The following is a 19876-nucleotide window of genomic DNA, read 5'->3' as shown; positions in this document are numbered from 1 at the left end:
AAACGACGATAAATTCATAAGAATCTATCGCCGTTTTTATAAATAATTGAATTATTATTTATTTTTCCAATCTTCATACATTTTTAAAGCTTGATCTAATACTTTAGAACCATCCATCATACCATAAGTACGCATGTCAATAACTTCAACAGGAACTTCACCTTTTGTTTGTTCTTTAATTGAATTCAAACGGAAACGCACTTGAGGTCCAATCAATAAAACATCACATGGATCATTTGCGTATTCAGTTGTTAGTGCAGTTTCACTAACAGCCCAGATTTTGCATTCTAGTCCTCTTTCTGCAGCAGCTTTCTCCATACGAGTAACAAGTAAACTAGTTGACATACCTGCACTACAAGCTAACATGATTTTTAACATTCTATAAATCCTCCTTAGTTTTCTTTCTATCTATATATATTATACACCTAGCAAAATAAGAATGAAAGAATAATAAATAAAAGAATTATAAATTTATTGACTTATGTCATACACTCCTTTACCATATATTTATGGAAAAGAAAATAAAGGGTTATCGATATGTTTTTTTATTGTGTTTGATACTTAGTTTTGGGACACAATTTATTTATATTATTTCAGACACATTAACTTTGACATTACTTCAAAAGATTGTCATTGTTATGATTCAAATATTGTCTATAGGAGGTTATAGTCATTTTTATTTATATAATCAAAGTATTGAAAAAAGAAGAAAAGGTATAAAATATGTGCATTGGATTGTTTTTGTTATATACTGTTTAAATTTGTTCTATGTATTATTTTTAGATCCTGATTTTGGGAGACAAATGTTTAAAACAACTTTAACTTTTGAAGAGTATTTAGAATATAATGTGAATTTAGATTTGTTTGAAACAATTCAATTATTTATTCAAGGATATCATAATGGTGTTGTGAGTTTAGAGACACTATTAAGGAATATTATAGGGAATATGGTTGTATTTATGCCAATGGGTTATTTTTTACCTTATTTATTTAAAAAACAAAGAAAGTTTATGATTTTCTTTATAACTATTTTTTTTATCGTTTTAGGTGTTGAAATATTACAGGTGTTTTTAAGAATTGGAAGTGGAGATATTGATGATTTGTTTTTAAATGTGGTGGGAAGTTTATTGATGTATTTAATTTTGAGATGTTTACCAATTGGGTATCGATATCATATAAAAGGAAGGGAATAGGATGAAAAAGAAAGATATTATATTAATTGTTATATTATGTTTGGTTATTGGGATAGGATATTTTGTTTTTGAGATGTTTCAGGGAGAAAAGGATACAATAGAAGTACGTTATAAAAATGAAGTTATTGATGTCATAGATATTTCGGTTGATAAGATTCATACTTATGAAGGAAGTTATGGAAAGTTTTCTTTAGAAGTTAAAGATCATCAGTATCATGCAGTGAATGTTGAATGCCCAAATCATGATTGTGAAAAGATGGGTTGGGTGAAAGAAGGAAGTTCTAAATCAATTGTTTGTGTACCAAATGAAATCTATGTCATACAAGTAGGGACAGAGGATCAAATTCAATGAAAAACAAGTTTTATTTTTTTCTAACATTCCTACTGGGAATGTTATTTGTTTTTATTGGTGGGTTAGCTTTTGTTTATTCTTCTTATTTTGTATACACAATTGTTGTTTTGCTAGGAATATTAATTTTTATTGATACATTTTCTTATTTTTGGAGAATGATTAGTGGTGAAAAAGTTGATATTATTCAATGTTTGATTCGTTTGCTTTTTGGTTTTATATTTCTGTTATTTCCACAATTACCTTATTCTTTCGTTGTTATTCTTTTTGCTTTATATATTTGTATAACTGGAATGTCCCATTTTATTACTTACTGTTATTATCGTAAGGAAAAAGTGAGTGGGCGTCTTATCTTTTTACTTTCTTCTATTCTTTTTACTGTTGTTGGTATTTCATTTCTTTTATCTCCAATGGTTCATACAAAAGAAATGACATCAATATTAGCTATATATAGCTTGTATCTTGGATTGAAATATATGTCAAAATCAATTCGTGAATTATTATCTGAAAATCGTAAGAATACTTTAAAGAGAAGAATTAGAGTTTCACTTCCTATTTTTTTAGTTGCTTTGATGCCAAGAATTGTCATTGAATATATTAACAATCATTTAGAAATAGAAGATGAAAAGATTTATGTTGATGGAGAAAGTTCATTAGAAGTTTTGATTCATGTGAGTAAAGATGGTTTTGGTGCCATTGGACATGTTGATATTTGTTATCGAGATGAAGTTATTGCTTATGGAGCTTATGATGAATCTTCTACTCATCTATTTGGTGCTGTTGGTGATGGAGTCTTGTTTATTGCGGATAAAGATGCCTATATTCCTTTTTGTCGATTAGATGATCCGACAAGTCATATATTTGGCTATACACTGTGTTTAGATGAAGTACAAAGAAGGCGAGTTGAGGAAACAATACTTGATTTTAAAACAAATCTTATAGAATGGTATCCGCCATTTTACCATGATAAAGATGCTCATGATTATGCAAGTCGTTTGTATAAGGGGACAAAGGCACAGTTTTATAAATTTAAAAAGGGACAATTTAAATATTATTTTGTTATGACAACAAATTGTGTTTTATTAGCTGATCGTATTATTGGTAAATCTGGTATTGATATTGTGAATATGAATGGAATTATTACACCAGGAACATATTTTAGTTATTTTGAAGAAGAGTCTAAAAAAGAAAATTCTAGAGTTGTAGAAAAGAGATTGTATTAGGGCAAGGAAGTCTTTCTTTGCTTTTTTTATTGACAAATATTCAAATAAGTAATATATTACTTATATAGGTAATATATTACTTATTGGGAGGGTGAGATGAAATTATTTCAAAAGATAGGCATAGGTGTTTGTATTGTAGGTATGATTATTGCTGGTATAATGTTTTGGTTGTTTCAAACTGAATCAAAAGAAATACAAAAGATTTCTTTACAGGATATTGATATGAGTCAATTAAGAGATGGAAGTTATCATGGAGTGTATAAAACAACTTTGATAGAGGTTGAAGTTAAGGTTATGACTAAGGATTGCAAAATAAAAGAAATAGATATACTCAAACATAATAATGGACTAGGAAAAGATGCAGAAGTCATTGTAGAAGATATGATAAAACTTAATAGTGACAAGGTAGATACGATAAGTGGTGCAACTTATTCAAGTTTAGTTATTCAAAAAGCAGTTAATGTTGCATTAGTGAAAGGAATGGGTAAATATGAGTAGAGAAGATATGTTTAAAGATATGGCTAATGAAAGAATATTATTTGGTATGTTTTTTGCTTTTGGGAATAGATTGCAAAGTGCAGGAGATACGTTTTATAAAGAAATAACGTGTAAGCAGTTTTTCTTATTGATGTGTTTATCATTGTTTGAAGAAGCACCAACAGTAAATGAACTAGCGGATGTTATGGGAAGTTCTCATCAAAATGTGAAACAGATTATTAATAAGCTAGAACAAAAAGGTTTTCTTAAGATCGTCGCTGATGCGAAAGATAAAAGAAAAATACGAATACTCAAAACAAACATGATGGATGAATTAAAACAGAAGTATATGAAACAAGAACTTCGTTTTATGGAACAGCTTTATCAAGGTGTAAGCCCACAGGACATTCATATCACTTTAAAAACAATTCAGCAACTTGAAAAAAATTTAATAGAAATCAAGGAGATAGGAAATGAATAGTATTGTTATTTATAAAAGTAAAACAGGCTTTGCTAAAAAATATGCTAAATGGATAAGTGATGCATTATCCTGTGATATGATATCATTGGAAGATTTAAATAAAAATAATATAAAAAATTATGATATGATTATTTATGGATCTGGAATTATGGCAGGTCAATTATATCAGTTAGATAAAGTATCAAAAATGATTGATTCTAAACAAAGGTTATATGTTTATGCATGTGGTGCTATTGATAAAGACGCTAAGGATATTATTTCAAAAATAAAAGATAATTGTATATTGAAATTAGGTAGAGATGTTCCATTCTATTATTTTCAAGCAGGAGTTAACTATGAATCTATGGGATTTATATATAAACAAATGTTAAAAGCAATGTATAAATCATTGCTTAAAAAGGAAGAAAAAACAAGTGAAGAAGAGGAAATGATGAAAGCACTCAAGGAATCACATGATGCTTCTAAACAAACAGATATTGATGAATTTATTACAAATATAAAACAAGGTCTTAATTGACCTTGTTTTCGTCTATATAATAATCAATAGCAATACTTGCTGATCTGACTGCATGCATGTGTTTTTTTACAACATTACAGTGATAAGGATCATTTTGATAAGCATCTAAAGATTCCTCATCCTCTAAAATTGTTTCAAGAATAATATCATAAGACCTTTCACTATGTAGAAAATCAATTCCTACCTGAATATCTTTTAAGAGTTTAACATGATCTTTCATTGACATTAATATATCTTTTGTTTTTTGACAGTTTTCAGGACTATTATCTTTTAACTTAAAACAGACAATATGTTTAATCATTATTTTCTCCTCCTTGTATCCATTATATATGATTTTCATGTTTTTTCACATGATTTCTTGATTGTTTTCATGAAATGATTTCATAAACTTAAAGTGTTAAAAAGGAGGAATAGCTATGATTAAAAATGCTTTGTTAAGCATTAAAAAAAGTATTGGTAAAACGATATTATTGATTGTATTAATGTGTGTGATTGCAAACTTAGTGATTGCAGGATTATCCATTAAGAGTGCAACAACCAAATCAATGGAGCAAGTGAGAACGTCTTTAGGAAGTGATGTGACTTTATCCTATAATATGCAAAATATGATGAAAAATAGAGATAAAGGAGCAGCAATGAATGAAACAGTGAGTAGTATAACACTGACTATGGCTGATCAATTAAAGACATTAAAATATGTAAAGAATTATAATTATACTGTTAATGTTGGAGTTATAAGTGATGATATTGAACCAGTTGCTATGAATGTCGAAAGTGAAACAACGACACAAGCCAATGATCGTCAAATGCCTGGCGGTTATAATGATAATCAGCCAAGGATGCTTGATGAAAATGATTTTACTGTTGTAGGTAATACAACAATGGAAAATCTTTCAGATTTTACAGAAGAAAATTATGTTTTAAAAAGTGGGCGTTTGTTAACAGCTGATGATGAGAAAACAGCAAACTGTGTTATTGAATCAAATCTAGCAGGTGATAATGATTTGTCTGTAGGAGATACATTCACTGTGATTGCAACAAATAGTGATGAAGAAGAAATCAGTGTTAAGTTAACGATTGTAGGAATCTATGAAATAGAAACAACAAGTCAAATGGGTGGTACGATGAGTAATCGTCAAAATCCAATCAATCAGATATATACAGGATTATCAACAGCGCAGAAATTGAATGATAGTACAGCTAATATTACAAGTGCCACATATTATTTAGATGATCCAGATCATATTGATGCATTTAAAGAACTTGCTCAATCATCAACAGATATAGATTTTGAAACATATACATTAGATGCTAATGATCAAGTCTATCAAAGAAGTATTCGTTCTTTAGAGAATATGGAACAATTTGCAACCATCTTCTTATGGGTTGTTGTAGGTGCTGGAAGTGCCATATTATGTTTGATTTTAATATTAACAATGCGTAGTCGTTTTTATGAATTTGGAGTTCTCTTATCATTAGGTCAAGCGAAGATAAGAATCATCTTACAACAGTTTATAGAAGTACTTATGATTGCAATTGTCGCATTTACTTTATCTTTAGGAACAGGGAAAATGGTTTCTAATGTTGTCAGTTCAATGCTTGAATCAACACAAAATAATCAAAATCAAATGGTTATGGAAATACCAGATGATGAACAAAATTCAGATACACAAACATCTAATGAAACAGAAAAAAATACAGATTTCTTTAATAAAGCAATGCAATCACCAACAGATACAGAATTAGATGTTTCATTGACATCATCAACAATTCTTCAATTAGCACAAATTACAGGATTGATATGTTTAGTATCTGTAGTTCTTCCATCGATTTATATATTAAGATTATCACCTAGAGAAATTCTAGTTAAAAAGGAGGGATAATATGAAGGAAGATGCAGTATTAGCGTTTGAAAATGTAGGTTATTATTATAAAGATGGATCAAGACAAGTGAACATTTTAAAAGATGCCAGTTATACGTTTGAAAAAGGAAAAACTTATGCCATTGTTGGAGCAAGTGGCAGCGGTAAGACAACTTCGCTTGTTTTGGCGGGTGGCTTAGATAAACCAAAACAAGGTAAAATTATCTATAAAGGTGAAGATATAGAAAAGATTGGTTTAACGAAATATCGTCGTAATCATGTTTCTATTGTTTTTCAATCATATAATCTCATTACTTATATGAATGCTATTCAAAATGTAGAAAGTGCAATGGATATAGCTGGTATTAAAGTTCCTAATAAAAAACAATATGCTTTAGATATCTTAAAAGAACTAGGATTAAGTGAAGAAGAAAGCAAACGTGATATTCGTAAACTATCTGGTGGACAACAGCAAAGAATTGCCATTGCTAGAGCAATGGCAAAAGATGTTGATTTAATTCTATGTGATGAGCCAACAGGTAATCTTGATTTAGAGACATCTCAAGGAATTATTCAGACCTTTATCCAATTGGCACATGTTAAGAATAAATGTGTTATTGTTGTCACACATTCAAAGGAATTTGCACAGTGTTTAGATGTACAATTACAAATTAATCAAGGAAAATTAGAAAAAATTTAATTCTGTTCACAGAGAATTCATATCAGGATTGTATGATATAAGTGTCTTAAGAAAGACACATAATACAAACTATAGACGACCCCTCTCCCTAAATATAAATTCGTCTATAAAAAATAAGAAAAGAACATCTCCCCATGTTCTTTTTTTATTTTTTATAACTATTAGGAAAGACATATAGAAATCATAGTGATTATATTCATTTATAATAATATTGAAAAGATGAAGAGGGATGAATGTTTGAAAATGAAGAATATCATATTGTTGTTGAAATTTATTAGTGTTCTAAGAAAGTATATTCGTATAAGTGCTTTTGCTTATGCTCTTTTCATAGAATTCATCAAACCTGAAGACATGATCTTTAGACTATCGGCTATTGCATAGTGTATCTTTTTTGCTTATGATATTGTGATAAGCTGTAAAGAAAGGCAATAAACATATTTTTATCCCTCCACGTCTTTGTTATAATGGTTCATAAATTTAAAACACCAGAATTTAATGTTCTGGTATTTTGGCATTAGATAAGATTGAAATGTTTTAAAGCATTTTCAATGCCATTATCTTGAATATCAGTTGTAATAAATGTTACGATATCAAAGAGTAATGGGTTAGAATTTCCCATAGCTACGGATTCTTTTGTGAATTCTAACATAGATAAATCGTTTGTTGAATCACCGATACTGATTGTATTTTCATGTTTGTTGTGAAGATAATCAGTGATATATTGAATACCGGTTGCCTTTGAATAGTTTAATGGAATGATTTCTAAAAAATCAATATCTCTTTGAATAATTTCAAAATAAGGTGAAAGTGTTTGTCGATATCTTTCAATATCTGAATCATCATGATACCATGCTGCATATTTATCAAACATGATATGATCATCCTTACTATATGTATAAACAGGGAAGTCGGCAAGTTCATAGAGATGTTTGACTTCTTTTATGAATCGATGATGAAATTCTTTTGGAAAGTATACACCTTCTTTTCCTTCTAAAACGGCCTCTACACTACATTCAAAAGAACTTTGAATAACTAAACGTCTTAATTCATCACTAAGCTGTGTATGAAAGAGTTCTTGATTATGATACTCTATATAAGTTCCACAACCACAAATAAATCCATCAAAAGGTAAATCAGTAATGACTTTATCGATAGTAGAACGTGGTCTACCTGTATTGATAAAACATTGATGTCCATTTTGTTGTGCTTTGATAATTGCTTGTGTTGCTGACAGGGGAACTGTATGTGTGTGTTCATCTAAAATTGTTCCGTCAATATCGAAGAATATTAATTTTGTTTCCATAGTTACCTCTCTTTTCTTTAATAATCATATCTATAAATTTTATAAACGTCAATAACGTTATGATAAAATATTAATTATACGATAAAAATATAAAGTAAATGATAAAATATCAATTTTGTTATATATTTTTAAAAGTATATTTATTTCTACAAGTAATAAGTTATACTTTTATAATCATCATAAATTTTATAAGAACTTAATGTCTTGTGAAATAAATTGTTTTGATCATAAGAGTCATTTTATTTTACAAATATGTGAGATTTGTAAATAGCATAAAATACTTGATATTTATTAAAAATTGGATATAAATGAAAGGAATAATCGATTAGCGGTTATGCCCTGGATTTCTGAGCTTAACGACCCAAACTTTTCTGAGGAGCTGGGGTAGTTATTTTTTTGCGTTCTTTTCAATAATGATAAGAAGCAATTTCACAATCATTGGTATAAATAACCCTAAAAGGATATCATGACCATTAATATTTGATATTCATTCATGTACATCACCTCCATTCATATTTCTTCAATTGAAGATATCTATGCAACAAGGTGAACGGCCCTTAATCTATCGACCAGGGCATAACTACCAACCGTTTGATTGTTCCATGTATGTATTATAGCATAAAGCAAATTTTGTTTTTGTTATGAAATTGCTGATTGCATATATTGCTTAGAATGATTTCATTGTTGCAAATACTTAACTGTGAAAATAAATAGGGATATACTCATAGAGTAAAGAATTGTGAAAGATTGATGTTTGTCTCCGAGAGTAACGGGATAATAATTTAGAATATTACTCACTTTTATGTAGTTGTCTAAAGGGTCAAGATCCAAAATGGATATCTTTTTTGGTTATTTTAAAATTTAAATATAAAGGTAAAAAATATATGTTTGCTTTACCACTAAGATCAAATATTGGTAATGCTAAAAAACTTATTTTTCATTGCCTAATAGAAAATCAACAAGGAGTAATAGAAAACATAGGCTTCATTATATAAAAATGTTTCCTATACATACTAGATATTTTAGAAAATATTATTTTGATGATTCTGCATATGGGAAATTTATTGTTGCCTATATAGAAAAATATTTGCATCTTATTGTAAAGGAGACACAACTTTATCATGATAATTATGCAAATGGAAAGAGATACAAATACTGTGTAGATATTAATCATATTATTGAAAAGTTAGGATTATAAGCATATCTTCTTTCATAATTCTTTGTGTTATAGCATATCATTTCAATATGTTATTTATAAATATACTAAAAAATAAAAGAAAAATTCGGATAGTTCTAGAAATAAATGACAAATATTGAACTTTTATTGCGAAACAATAGACATTATGATATAATTCCATTTAACTATAAAGAGGGGATGATGCGAATGTATAAAATTATACGTAAAGAGAAATTGAATGATGTTGTCGAATTAATGGAAATTCATGCTCCATTTGTTGCAAGAAAGTGTGAACCAGGACAATTTATTATTTTAAGAGTGAATGAAGATGGTGAAAGAATCCCACTAACTATTGCTGATTTTGATAGAGAAAAAGAAACAATTACGATTATTTATCAGATTGTTGGTTATTCAACACAAGAATTATCGAATTTAAATGAAGGTGATGAGTTAACTGATTTTGTTGGTCCTTTAGGAGAACCAACTCAATTACATCAGTCAAAACATGTTGTAGGTGTTGCTGGTGGGGTAGGTAGTGCACCTTTATATCCACAATTAAGAGCATTGGCACAAATGGGTGTGGATGTTGATGTTATTATTGGTGGACGTGAAGCTCAATATGTATTATGGGCTGATGAATTTAAGAAATTCTGTAAGAATGTCTATATTACAACTGATGATGGATCATTAGGACGTAAAGGATTTGTCACTCAAGTTTTGTCTGATATGATTGATAAAGGGGAAGTTATTGATGAAGTTATAGCAATTGGACCTGTTCCAATGATGAAAGCTGTTGTTGGTGTTACAAAACCTCATAATATTAAGACTTCTGTATCACTCAATCCTATTATGATTGATGGAACAGGAATGTGTGGCTGCTGTCGTGTTAGTGTTGATGGAAAGATTAAATTTGCTTGTGTAGATGGACCAGATTTTGATGGTTTACAAGTGGATTTTGATGAGTTGATGACACGTCAGAGAATGTTTAAAGAAGAGGAACATGAAGTTGTAGAAAAAAATGCAAATCGTATGTGTAACTTAATGGGAGGTGTGAAATAATGCCTAATATGTCATTAGAAAAGGTAAAAATGCCTGAACAAGAACCAAATGTAAGAAATAAAAATTTTGAAGAAGTTTCTTTAGGATATACGCGTGATCAAGCGATGGAAGAAGCAACAAGATGTTTGAATTGTAAACATCAGCCTTGTAAACAGGGATGCCCAGTTGGTGTACCTATTCCTGAATTTATTGCTGAAGTTGCAAAAGGGAATTTTGAAGAAGCATATGAAATTATTACAAAAGAAAATGCATTACCTGCAATTTGTGGACGTGTTTGTCCACAAGAAAATCAATGTGAAGGGAAATGTGTGCGTGGTATTAAAGGAGAATCAGTAGGAATTGGTCGTTTAGAAAGATTTGTTGCTGATTATCATAGAGAACATGGAACAAAGAAACCTTTAGATATTCAAAAGAATGGTAAGAAGGTAGCAGTTGTTGGAAGTGGACCAGCTGGTATAACTTGTGCTGGTGAACTTGCTAAAAAAGGTTATGATGTGACTGTTTTTGAGGCTTTACACAAGACTGGTGGAGTTTTATCTTATGGTATTCCTGAATTCCGTTTACCAAAAGCTTTAGTTCAAAGTGAAGTTGATGGTGTTGCTGAACTTGGTGTTGACTTTGAGACAAATGTTGTGGTTGGAAGATCAATTACAATTGATGAATTACAAGAACAAGGATATGAGGCAATTTTTGTAGGAAGTGGAGCAGGGTTGCCACGTTTCCAAAATATACCTGGTGAAAATTTAAATGGTGTTTATGCCGCTAATGAGTTTTTAACACGTGTCAATTTAATGAAAGGATATCAATTTCCAGAACATCCAACACCTGTGAAGATTTCTGATACAGTATGTGTTATTGGAGCTGGAAATGTTGCTATGGATGCAGCAAGAACAGCTAAGCGTTTAGGAGCAAAAGATGTTTATATTGTATATCGTAGAGGTGCTGAAGAAGTACCTGCACGTGCAGAAGAAGTTCATCATGCAAAGGAAGAAGGCATTATTTTTAAATTATTGACAAACCCAGTGAAAATCGAAGGTGAAGATGGATGGGTAAAATCAATGGAATGTGTGGAAATGGAATTAGGTGAACCTGATGAAAGTGGTAGAAGAAGACCGGTAGTTAAAGAAGGATCAAACTTTACAATTGAAACAGGTACTGTCATTGTTTCTATTGGACAAAGTCCAAATCCATTAATTAGACAAACAACTCCAGGATTAGAAACTCAAAAATGGGGCGGTATCATTGTAGATGAAGATAGTATGAAAACAAGTAAAGATGGTGTTTATGCTGGTGGGGACGTTGTCACAGGTGCTGCAACTGTTATTTTAGCAATGGGTGCTGGAAAAAAAGCGGCTCAAGCGATTGATAAAGCATTAAAGAATAAATAAATATCTTAAGGACAATTTCGATTGTCCTTTTTCTTTTAGACATATCTTCTTAATGGCATAGTTGACAATAACAAAAAATATGATATTATGTGGTCGTAATGTTATAACATTTAGCTTGAATAGGTGGGTATAACTGCTTGTTTACAATAATTGGAAAAATAGTGTATAATAAAATTAATAATAATGAAAGGAAGTTAAATTATGAAATTAAGTTATCAAAGTGGTCAAAAGCCACTATGGAGTCAACTTTATGATATATTAGAATCACGAATTATTAATGGCGAATATAAAGAAGGAGAAGTTTTACCAAGTGAGATGTTACTTATGGAAGAGTTTAATGTATCTAGAATAACTGTGAGACAAGCAATGGATAAATTGCTTAATGCAAAATTGATTTCTAGAAAAAGAGGAAAAGGAACAATAGTTTTAAAATGTGAAAATACTGTTGCAACATCGTTTCAATCTTCTTTTCATGGCATTGAGGAAAAGAATAATTTGAATGATCGACGTGTTATAAGTGTATCTTATCATAAAATACCTATTGATGGTGCATATTTTTTTGATATATCTTCCAATCAAAAAGTTTTAAAACTTGTTCGTCAAACTTATATTGATAATCAACCAGTTGCTTGTTATGAATCGTATATTAATCCAATTGTTTCTTTAACAGCTCAAGATGATTTATCAGGATCTTTATATATGAATTTAAAAAATGCTGGTTATCCTATAACAAGAGTCATTGAAAAAATAACAGCAGCAATTATGACTGATAAAGAAAAAGAATTATTCCAAATTACTAAAAAAGGAGCAGTGATGCATCGTATACGTATGGGATACTGTGATGAGGTGCCAATTGAATATACTTATTCAACTTATGTTGCTAATGGATATGAATTAATGATTGATTTAAAATAATGAGATATAAACCTCATTATTTTTCTTTTTTGTTAGAATGTTATAACATTCTAACAAGTGTGTTGATTTATTTCTGCATATATATTATAATAACATTGTAATGTTATAACAAATAGAAAAGAGAGTGCTACATGAAATTGAATCTGGGTTTTGAAATTAAAACTACATATCAACCATTAGGCTTTGAATATGGTGATAATACATTTGGACCAACTGTTGAATATAGAAAACGTGAAGATATTAGTAGTAGTCTTTTAAATCCACAATGTTTAGGTCCGGATATTGTTTATGCTATTGCAATGGATGTTGGAAATGTTAATGATCGACAAAATATAATTCGGAGAAACCTTTTGTATGGCGTTGTGACATATGCAAAAGGGACATTGGGAATACAGCCGGTTCATTCACAAGGCCATATTCATGCTATATCACAAAGCTGTCAGATGTCTACTTGTGAAGTTTATGAAATATGGAGTGGTGAAGCTTATATTTATATGCAGGAAAGTGCTCATGATTATCCTGGGAGATGTTTTGCTGTCTATGCAAAACCAGGTGATATTGTAATTGTTCCTCCAGGTTGGGCACATGCAACCGTTGTGGCAGATACTACACAAAATCTAACTTTTGGTGCATGGTGTGTCAGAGATTATGGTTTTGTATATGATGATGTCAAAACACATGGTGGAATGGCATGGCAACCTATTATTAAGCAACAAAAAATTTGTTTTCAAGAGAATCATCATTACTTAAAAAGCCATTTGGTTATAAAAACAGCAAGAGAATATAAAGAGTTTCATATTGCTAAAGATATTCCAATATATCAACAGTTTGTCTCTGATCCGGATTTATTTTTGTTTGTTTCACAACCTCAAATGGTTAAAGAGTTATGGGAAAATTTTATTCCATAGGAGGATAATTGAATGAAAGTTGTTGAACCATATGTTTTTCATCATATGGATGGAGTTATAGAGGGTCTAGAAGTTCAGCACAATCTTAAGATGTATGATGATGTTGCATATCTCTATGAAAGGAAGAGGGATGATAATCCAATTGTTTATGAGGTCTATTCTTATACTCAGGGTGAAGAGGGTCCTGGGCATTTGAATTGGGGTTTAACGATATTAAAACCCATTTTATCGTTTGAAGAGTGCAATATGACAAAGGGGCATTTTCATGTCAATAAGGATTGTGCTGAAATCTATTTTGGAATTGCTGGAGATGGTTTGCTACTATTCATGGATGAGTCAGGATATACATGGGCACAAAAGGTTTGCAAGGGTTCACTGCACTATATTGATGGACATTGGGCGCATCGGCTTGTGAATGTTGGAGATAGTGATTTAAAAGTTGGTGCTTGCTGGTCAACTGATGCAGGACATGATTATCAATCTATCAAGGAGAGTGAATTTGGATATCGTATTTTTAAAAGAAGAAATGGTTTGGAATTTATAAAAAGATAGGATGATGGAGATATGAATTATAATAAATATCCAGAAATAAAAATTAATGGATTTGATCATGAAGTTTATAAGGATAAAAATGAAATTAAAAAGAAATTAGATTATTTATCTTTGGAGAAGGAATTTTGTTTAACTGTTGAATGCTATCTAGGGATTGATGATGAAATTCTTGAGATGATTTGTGATATATATAAGCCTGAGATTGTATTAAGAAGTGAAGACATATTTTTTGATAAAGATACTTTAAATCAAATGATGAAGTCACATTTGACAGATGATCGTGTACGTGGTGTGATGTATTATGGAAAGATGGAAGATTTTATTGATTATCATAAACTTCAGGTAATGAAAGAAAAAATTCAAAGTCAACAACGTATTCTTATTTATGGTGTAGGTGCGAGTTTCATAAGTAGAGGAGATCTTTATATTTATTGCGATTTATCACGCTGGGAAATTCAATGTCGTTATCGACAGGGAATGCCAAATTTCAAACAGGATAATGATAAAGAAGATATTTTGATTAAAAACAAAAGAGGCTTTTTTATAGAGTGGAGAATTGCTGATAAACAAAAGATAAAGATGTTTAATGATATTGATTTTCTAATTGATAGCCATATGAAGAATCAGCCGAAAATGATTACTGGAAATGCATTAAGAGAAGGATTGAAACAAATTGTCAAACAACCATTTCGTTTAGTTCCTTATTTTGATCCTGGTGTTTGGGGTGGTCAATGGATGAAAGAAGTATGTGGGCTTAATCAGAATGAAAAAAATTATGCATGGAGTTTTGATGGAGTTCCTGAGGAAAACAGTCTATATTTGAAATATAATGAAACAAGAATTGAAATTCCTGCTATGGATTTGGTCCTTTATCGACCAAAAGAGTTATTAGGAATGAAGAATTATTGTCGATTTGGTGCAGAATTTCCTATTCGTTTTGATTTTTTAGATACAATTCAAGGACAAAATTTAAGTTTACAAGTTCATCCATTAACTGAATATATAAAGTCTCATTTTGGAATGACATACACACAAGATGAAAGTTACTATATTTTGGATTGTGAAGAAGGCGGAGGAGTTTATTTAGGTTTAAAAGAGAATGTCTGTCCTGAGGATATGATTCATGATTTAGAAGATGCACAAGTGGGTAAAAGCAGTTTTGATGCTGATCGTTATATTAATTTCTTCCCTGCAAAAAAACATGATCATTTTTTGATACCTGCTGGAACTGTACATTGTTCATCATCGCAGTGCATGGTTTTAGAAATTAGTGCTACACCCTATATTTTTACATTTAAATTATGGGATTGGAATCGTTTAGGATTAGATGGACTCCCCCGTCCTATTCATATTGAAGATGGGATTCAAAATATTCAATGGGATCGTCAAACACAGTGGGTTAAGGATAATTTAGTTAATCAAATTGAAGTTATACATGATCAACAAGATTATTTAGAAGAAAAAACAGGTTTACATGAATTTGAATTTATAGAAACAAGACGTTTTACATCAAATAAAAAGACTTATCATTCCTGTGAAGATAGTGTTCATATGCTTAATCTTGTAGAAGGAAGTGAAGCAGTGATAGAAAGTCCACAGCAGTTATTTGATCCATTTATTGTTCACTATGCAGAAACTTTTATCATTCCCGCTGCGGTAAAAGAATATACAATAAGACCTGTTCAAGAGGAAGAACTCATTAAGTTTGTAAAGGCTTATGTGCGTAACTAAGCTGTTACATAAATTCATAAAGAGGTGATGATTGAAAGAGGAAAAAGATGATTTGGGAAAGTAAGTGAATTCAAAACAAAATAGAGGAGGAAAAAAGTTTATGAAGAAGTTTTGGAAAGTTTTATTTGCTGGTTCTTTAGCTGCATCATTGCTTGTTGGATGTGGAGGAGACAGTGGAAAAACAGATGCTGGAAAAGTTGTGATTTATTCACCTAACACAGAGAATGAAGTGAATGCTATTATTCCAGCTTTTGAAGAAAAGACAGGAATTAAGGTTGAACTTGTACAAGGGAAAACTGGAGAATTGGTTACACGTATTGATTCAGAAAAAGGCAATCCACAAGCAGATATTCTCTGGGGTGGAATGAATTTAGGTGTCTATACAACAAATCCTGATTTATGGGAAAAATATGTATCTCCTAATGAAAATTTAATTGATGAGAATTATCGTAATACAACTGGATATTTTACAAATTACATTTTATCAGGATCTGGATGTTTTATCTTGAATAATAAATTAATGAAAGAATTGGGTGTAGAAGTTAAGGGTTATAAAGATTTATTACAACCAAAACTAAAAGGTAAAATAGCTTCAGGAGATCCAACATCATCATCTAGTGCATGGGCAGAATTGACAAACATGTTATTGGTTATGGGAGAAAAACCATATGATGAAAAAGCGTGGGATTATGTTAAAGATTTTGTGAAACAATTAAATGGTGTTGAATTATCAAGTTCATCTGCAATTTATAAAGGTGTTGCAGAAGGTGAATATGCAGTAGGTGTATCATATGAAGATCCATGTGTCTCATTATTACAAGATGGTGCTGATGTAACAGTTGTTTATCCTGAAGAGGGTGCAGTATGGTTACCAGCTTCAGCTGCTATTATAAAAAATGCTCCTAATATGGAACAGGCAAAAGCATTTATTGACTTTTTGATTTCTGAAGAAGCACAACAAATTATCAGTGGATTAACTGTTCGTGGTACAAATACAACAATCAAATCTACTAATGAATTTATGAAACCAATGTCAGAGATTAATGTTGCATATGAAGATATTTCATATTGTGCTGATCATAAAGCTGAATGGCAAGCTAAATATGCTGATATTAAACGTGATACTAAATAAATTGTAAAGATTGGAGAAAAAATATGAGCGTCGAAATTAGGATTAAAAATGCTGTAAAAAAATACGGTGATAATACAATTATTGGCGATCTTTCTCTAGATGTCAGGGAGGGTGAATTTTTCACTCTCCTTGGACCATCTGGGTGTGGTAAAACAACTTTATTACGTATGATTGCTGGATTTAACTCTATTGAAGGTGGAGATTTTTATTTTAATGATAAACGTATTAATGATATTGATCCAGCCAAAAGAAATATAGGAATGGTTTTTCAAAATTATGCAATATTTCCTCATCTTTCAGTGAAAGATAATGTTGCATTTGGATTAAAAAATAAAAAAGTTTCTAAAGATCAAATTGAAAAAGAAACGTCAAAATTTATGAAATTGATGCATATTGATCAATATGCTGATCGTTTACCAGAAAGATTGTCAGGTGGACAACAGCAGCGTGTTGCATTAGCACGTGCTTTAGTTATTCAGCCAGATGTTTTGCTGATGGATGAACCATTAAGTAATTTGGATGCCAAATTACGTGTTGAGATGCGTACTGTTATTAAACAAATACAAAACAATGTTGGCATTACAACGGTTTATGTTACTCATGATCAAGAAGAAGCGATGGCTGTGAGTGATCGTATTGCTGTGATGAAGGATGGCGATATTCAACATATTGGAACACCCAAGAATATTTATCAAAGACCATCTAATCTTTTTGTTTCAACATTTATTGGAAGAACAAATATTATAAAGTCACATTTGACAGTTAAAGATGGTAGATGTTATTTACAATTAAGTGATCATTATCAAGTTAAAATGACGAATATAAGAGAAGAATATCAAAAAGATCTGGATGTTCTTGTTTCTATTAGACCAGAGGAATTTATCATCCATGTTGATCAAAAAGAAGGAATAAAAGCGATTGTTGAAGAAAGCATTTTCTTAGGATTAAATACACATTATCAAGTTCATAGTGAAACAGGTGAAGAACTGGAAATAATTCAGGAATCAAAGATTGATAGTATTATTGATAAAAGTACGGAAATTTATTTGACTGTCAAAACTGAAAAGATTAATGTTTTTAATGAAGATGGATCTTGTAATATATTAACGGGAGTTATGAATGATAGTATTGAGATGAATGAGAGTTAGGTGAATGAGATGAAAAACAAGAAAAAATTTGATGTTTGGCGTGTCATTACAATATCTTTGATTACCTTATATGCATTGTTTTTACTTTATCCGCTCTTTTGTATACTTAAAGAATCAATTATTTCTAATGGTCATTTGAGTTTAGAACATTTCATTAAGTTTTTTAGTAAATCATATTATTTTGAAACACTTATTAATTCTTTTGTTGTTTCTGTATGTGCAACAGTTATGACTTTAATTATTGGTGTTCCATTAGCATATTTTTATAATATGTATGAAATTAAAGGTAAATCTATGATTCAGATTATCATTATATTGTGCTGCATGTCAGCACCATTTATAGGTGCTTATTCATGGATTTTATTATTAGGAAGATCTGGATTGTTAACTCAATTTATTGAATCTTTAACAGGCTGGACTGTTCCGAGTATTTATGGATTTAAAGGAATATTACTTGTTTTATCATTGCAATTATATCCATTAGTATTCTTATATGTTTCAGGGGCATTAAAAAATATTGATAATTCATTATTAGAAGCATCTGAAAATATGGGATGTACTGGAACAAAACGTTTCTTTAAAATCATTGTTCCACTCTGTATGCCAACAATTCTGGCATCAACATTATTGGTTTTTATGAGAGCATTTGCTGATTTTGGAACACCTTTATTAATTGGTGAAGGTTATAAGACATTTCCAGTAGAAATATATAATCAGTATTTTGGTGAAGTAGGAACTAACCATAGCTTTGCTGCAGCAATATCTGTGATTGCTATAATTATTACAGCTCTTATCTTTTTGGCTCAAAAATGGGCAAGTAATCATTATTCGTTTAAAATGAATTCAATGAATACAATAGAACGTAAAAAGGCTCATGGATTATCAAATGTTTTGATACATATTTATGTTTATTTTGTTGTTGGTGTTGCTTTTTTACCACAAATTTATGTTATGTATACATCGTTTCTAAAAACAAGAGGATATATTTTCTCGGGTGGTTATTCCTTAGATAGTTATAAAAGAATTGCAGGAGATTTAGGGAATGCTATTAAAAATACTTTTTTTATTGGTGGAATTGCATTGCTGTTTATTATTTTAGTTGCAATTTTAATTGCTTATCTAGTTGTAAGACGTAGAAATCTTTTGAATAATATTATTGATACACTGTCAATGGTTCCTTATATTATTCCTGGATCTGTTGTTGGTATAGCATTGGTTATTGCTTTTAATAGACCACCACTTATCTTAACTGGAACTTCAATCATTATGATTATTGCATTGATTGTTCGTCGTTTACCATATACTATTCGATCCTCAGTTGCGATACTACAGCAAATTCCAATGACAGTAGAAGAGGCTGCAATATCTTTGGGATGTTCTAAATTGCAGGCGTTCTTTAAAGTAACTGTACCAATGATGGCAAATGGTATTTTATCCGGAGCAATCCTAAGCTGGGTGACTATTATTACAGAATTATCAACAGCTATTATTTTATATAATCGAGGAACAATAACTTTAACATTATCTATTTATGTACAAGTATCACGTGGGTCATATGGAACTGCAGCTGCTTATGCAACAGTCCTTAATTTGATAACAGTTATTTCATTATTTATATTTATGAAGTTCTCTAAAACAAAAGAAATTGCTTTTTAAATGATAAGTTTGTTTTTATTAGATTTGTATCAATAAGATTCATCTAACATACTAAGAAAAAGTAAATCATAAAATATACAAGTATAAAGGAATCAACCTGATTCA

Annotated in this window: 20 protein-coding genes; 17 read left to right on the top strand and 3 right to left on the bottom strand. The window is 30.3% G+C overall.

Annotated elements, in window-relative coordinates; genetic code table 11:
- Positions 1 to 54: 54 nt before the first annotated feature.
- On the bottom strand, positions 55 to 378 hold the full coding sequence (locus BN350_RS06280) for a PTS sugar transporter subunit IIB (RefSeq protein WP_028042833.1): 324 nt from the start codon (positions 376 to 378) through the stop codon (positions 55 to 57).
- A 131-nt stretch (positions 379 to 509) separates the two neighbouring features.
- Here BN350_RS06280 and BN350_RS06275 point away from each other — a divergent pair, with 131 nt between their 5' ends.
- From BN350_RS06275 to BN350_RS06250, 6 genes are all read left to right on the top strand, one after another.
- Positions 510 to 1193: a VanZ family protein gene (locus BN350_RS06275; RefSeq protein WP_231385239.1), complete on the top strand. Its 684-nt coding sequence runs from the start codon at positions 510 to 512 to the stop codon at positions 1191 to 1193.
- Position 1194: 1 nt separating this feature from the next.
- Positions 1195 to 1545, top strand: a complete 351-nt coding sequence (locus BN350_RS06270) for a NusG domain II-containing protein (protein WP_028042831.1) — start codon at positions 1195 to 1197, stop codon at positions 1543 to 1545.
- Entirely contained in the window at positions 1542 to 2765 is a 1224-nt protein-coding gene (locus tag BN350_RS06265; RefSeq protein WP_028042830.1) for a DUF308 domain-containing protein, read from the top strand. The genes BN350_RS06270 and BN350_RS06265 overlap by 4 nt, the downstream gene beginning before the upstream one ends.
- 96 nt (positions 2766 to 2861) lie before the next feature.
- Complete coding sequence (locus tag BN350_RS06260) at positions 2862 to 3263, top strand: FMN-binding protein (RefSeq protein WP_028042829.1); 402 nt, start codon at positions 2862 to 2864, stop codon at positions 3261 to 3263.
- Positions 3256 to 3723, top strand: a complete 468-nt coding sequence (locus tag BN350_RS06255; RefSeq protein ID WP_028042828.1) for a MarR family winged helix-turn-helix transcriptional regulator — start codon at positions 3256 to 3258, stop codon at positions 3721 to 3723. Before BN350_RS06260 ends, BN350_RS06255 begins: the two co-directional genes overlap by 8 nt.
- A complete protein-coding gene (locus tag BN350_RS06250; protein ID WP_028042827.1) occupies positions 3716 to 4240 on the top strand; it encodes a flavodoxin domain-containing protein in 525 nt (174 codons plus the stop codon). The genes BN350_RS06255 and BN350_RS06250 overlap by 8 nt, the downstream gene beginning before the upstream one ends.
- Here the strand turns inward: BN350_RS06250 and BN350_RS06245 are convergent.
- A complete protein-coding gene (locus tag BN350_RS06245) occupies positions 4233 to 4541 on the bottom strand; it encodes a Dabb family protein (protein ID WP_028042826.1) in 309 nt (102 codons plus the stop codon). The two genes, BN350_RS06250 and BN350_RS06245, sit on opposite strands and share 8 nt — an antisense overlap.
- A 115-nt stretch (positions 4542 to 4656) precedes the next feature.
- Here BN350_RS06245 and BN350_RS06240 point away from each other — a divergent pair, with 115 nt between their 5' ends.
- Positions 4657 to 6123, top strand: a complete 1467-nt coding sequence (locus tag BN350_RS06240) for an ABC transporter permease (RefSeq protein WP_028042825.1) — start codon at positions 4657 to 4659, stop codon at positions 6121 to 6123.
- 1 nt (position 6124) lies between these two features.
- Complete coding sequence (locus BN350_RS06235; protein ID WP_028042824.1) at positions 6125 to 6802, top strand: ABC transporter ATP-binding protein; 678 nt, start codon at positions 6125 to 6127, stop codon at positions 6800 to 6802.
- Between the two features lie 514 nt (positions 6803 to 7316).
- Here the strand turns inward: BN350_RS06235 and BN350_RS06230 are convergent.
- On the bottom strand, positions 7317 to 8105 hold the full coding sequence (locus tag BN350_RS06230; RefSeq protein WP_028042823.1) for a Cof-type HAD-IIB family hydrolase: 789 nt from the start codon (positions 8103 to 8105) through the stop codon (positions 7317 to 7319).
- 1384 nt (positions 8106 to 9489) lie between these two features.
- On the opposite strand from BN350_RS06230, the gene BN350_RS06220 reads away from it, so the two are divergent.
- The 9 genes from BN350_RS06220 (at position 9490) to BN350_RS06180 (ending at position 19771) form a co-directional block, all read left to right on the top strand.
- Entirely contained in the window at positions 9490 to 10341 is an 852-nt protein-coding gene (locus tag BN350_RS06220; protein WP_028042821.1) for a sulfide/dihydroorotate dehydrogenase-like FAD/NAD-binding protein, read from the top strand.
- On the top strand, positions 10341 to 11729 hold the full coding sequence (gene gltA / locus BN350_RS06215; protein WP_028042820.1) for an NADPH-dependent glutamate synthase: 1389 nt from the start codon (positions 10341 to 10343) through the stop codon (positions 11727 to 11729). The genes BN350_RS06220 and gltA overlap by 1 nt, the downstream gene beginning before the upstream one ends.
- 201 nt (positions 11730 to 11930) lie before the next feature.
- Positions 11931 to 12644, top strand: coding sequence for a GntR family transcriptional regulator (locus tag BN350_RS06210; RefSeq protein ID WP_028042819.1), 714 nt, complete (start codon positions 11931 to 11933; stop codon positions 12642 to 12644).
- A 131-nt stretch (positions 12645 to 12775) separates the two neighbouring features.
- On the top strand, positions 12776 to 13552 hold the full coding sequence (locus BN350_RS06205) for a glucose-6-phosphate isomerase family protein (RefSeq protein WP_028042818.1): 777 nt from the start codon (positions 12776 to 12778) through the stop codon (positions 13550 to 13552).
- Between the two features lie 12 nt (positions 13553 to 13564).
- Positions 13565 to 14104, top strand: coding sequence for a glucose-6-phosphate isomerase family protein (locus tag BN350_RS06200; protein ID WP_028042817.1), 540 nt, complete (start codon positions 13565 to 13567; stop codon positions 14102 to 14104).
- A gap of 12 nt (positions 14105 to 14116) precedes the next feature.
- Positions 14117 to 15835, top strand: a complete 1719-nt coding sequence (locus BN350_RS06195) for a class I mannose-6-phosphate isomerase (protein WP_028042816.1) — start codon at positions 14117 to 14119, stop codon at positions 15833 to 15835.
- Between the two features lie 100 nt (positions 15836 to 15935).
- Complete coding sequence (locus tag BN350_RS06190) at positions 15936 to 16967, top strand: ABC transporter substrate-binding protein (protein ID WP_028042815.1); 1032 nt, start codon at positions 15936 to 15938, stop codon at positions 16965 to 16967.
- A gap of 23 nt (positions 16968 to 16990) precedes the next feature.
- On the top strand, positions 16991 to 18115 hold the full coding sequence (locus BN350_RS06185) for an ABC transporter ATP-binding protein (RefSeq protein WP_028042814.1): 1125 nt from the start codon (positions 16991 to 16993) through the stop codon (positions 18113 to 18115).
- 9 nt (positions 18116 to 18124) lie between these two features.
- A complete protein-coding gene (locus tag BN350_RS06180) occupies positions 18125 to 19771 on the top strand; it encodes an ABC transporter permease (RefSeq protein ID WP_028042813.1) in 1647 nt (548 codons plus the stop codon).
- Positions 19772 to 19876 lie beyond the last annotated feature (105 nt).

Origin of the sequence: Candidatus Stoquefichus massiliensis AP9 (genome assembly GCF_000455285.1) — a bacterium.
GTDB lineage: Bacteria > Bacillota_I > Bacilli_A > Erysipelotrichales > Coprobacillaceae > Stoquefichus > Stoquefichus massiliensis.
The sequence above is the reverse complement of the archived record's forward strand: the minus strand, read 5'-3'. Positions and strand labels throughout refer to the sequence as shown.